The sequence below is a fragment of the Actinomadura sp. GC306 genome (assembly GCF_004348665.1).
In the GTDB taxonomy this organism is placed as follows: Bacteria; Actinomycetota; Actinomycetes; order Streptosporangiales; family Streptosporangiaceae; genus Spirillospora.
The window spans coordinates 1-1,476 of record NZ_SMKM01000530.1 but is presented as its reverse complement, the minus strand read 5'-3'; the positions used below and the strand labels follow the sequence as shown (position 1 = coordinate 1,476).

The following is a 1,476-nucleotide window of genomic DNA, read 5'->3' as shown; positions in this document are numbered from 1 at the left end:
GGCCCGCGCGGGTTCGCTGGGGGTCAGCGGCCGGTGCCGCCGTAGACGACCGCTTCGACCTGCTCGGAGTCGAGGTCGAAGGCGTGGTGGGCGGCGACGACGGCGGCGTCGATGTCGTCCTGGGCGACGACGACCGAGATGCGGATCTCCGAGGTGGAGATCATCTCGATGTTGACGCCGGCCTCGGCGATCGCGGTGAACAGCTTGGCCGTGACGCCCGGGTGCGAGCGCATCCCCGCGCCGATCAGCGAGACCTTGCCGATCCGGTCGTCGTAGCGGAGCGACTCGAAGCCGATCTGCTCCTTGAGCTTGTTCAGCGCGGTCAGCGCGCTCTGCCCGTCGGTGGACGGCAGCGTGAACGAGATGTCCGTGCGCCCGGTGGACGCGGCCGACACGTTCTGCACGATCATGTCGATGTTGATCTCGGCGTCGGACAGCACGCTGAAGATGGCGGCGGCCTCACCGACCTTGTCCGGCACCCCCACCACCGTGATCTTGGCCTCGCTCCGGTCGTGCGCGACGCCGGAGATGATCGCCTGCTCCATGTCCTGTCCTTCGATGTCGCTGCTGTCGACGACCCACGTGCCCTCCTTCTGAGAGAACGAGGAGCGCACGTGGATCGGGATGTTGTAGCGGCGCGCGTACTCCACGCAGCGCAGATGCAGGATCTTCGCGCCGTTCGCCGCCATCTCCAGCATCTCCTCGTAGGAGATCTTGGGGACCTTGCGGGCGGCGGGCACGATGCGCGGGTCGGCGGTGAAGACCCCGTCGACGTCGGAGTAGATCTCGCAGACGTCGGCGTCCAGCGACGCGGCCAGCGCGACGGCGGTGGTGTCGGAGCCGCCGCGGCCGAGGGTGGTGATGTCCTTGGTGTTCTGCGAGACGCCCTGGAAACCGGCGACGATGCAGATCGAGCCCTCGTCCAGCGCGGTCCTGATCCGGCCCGGCGTCACGTCGATGATCTTGGCTTTGCCGTGCGAGCCGTCCGTGATCACGCCCGCCTGGGAGCCGGTGAACGAGCGGGCCTCATGGCCCAGGTTCGCGATGGCCATGGCGAGCAGCGCCATGGAGATCCGCTCGCCGGCGGTGAGCAGCATGTCGAGCTCACGCCCCGGCGGCAGGGGACTGACCTGCTTGGCCATGTCGATGAGATCATCCGTCGTGTCACCCATGGCGGACACCACGACGACGACGTCGTTGCCCGCCTTCTTCGTCGCGACGATGCGCTGGGCGACCCGCTTGACGCCATCGGCGTCGGCGACGGAGGAGCCACCGTACTTCTGCACGATTAGGGCCACGAGTGGGCGCTCCTCGAATCGGGGTCGGCGTACCGAAACGAGAGTCTACAGAGCGCACCGAAACGGATAACGGCCAGGTAACCGCTGTGGGCGGCGCCGGCACGTGCCCGCGCCGCCCGCCGGTGGCGGAGACCCCTACGCGGCGGTCTCCACGGAGTCGGGGTCGGGGTCGGGGACG

1 protein-coding gene is annotated in these 1,476 nt (G+C 68.6%); it reads right to left on the bottom strand.

The window, feature by feature from the left end; genetic code table 11:
• Positions 1-23 precede the first annotated feature (23 nt).
• Positions 24-1,298 (bottom strand): aspartate kinase, encoded by a 1,275-nt coding sequence (locus E1200_RS33315; RefSeq protein WP_131956660.1) that lies wholly within the window; start codon positions 1,296-1,298, stop codon positions 24-26.
• Between the last annotated feature and the right edge of the window lie 178 nt (positions 1,299-1,476).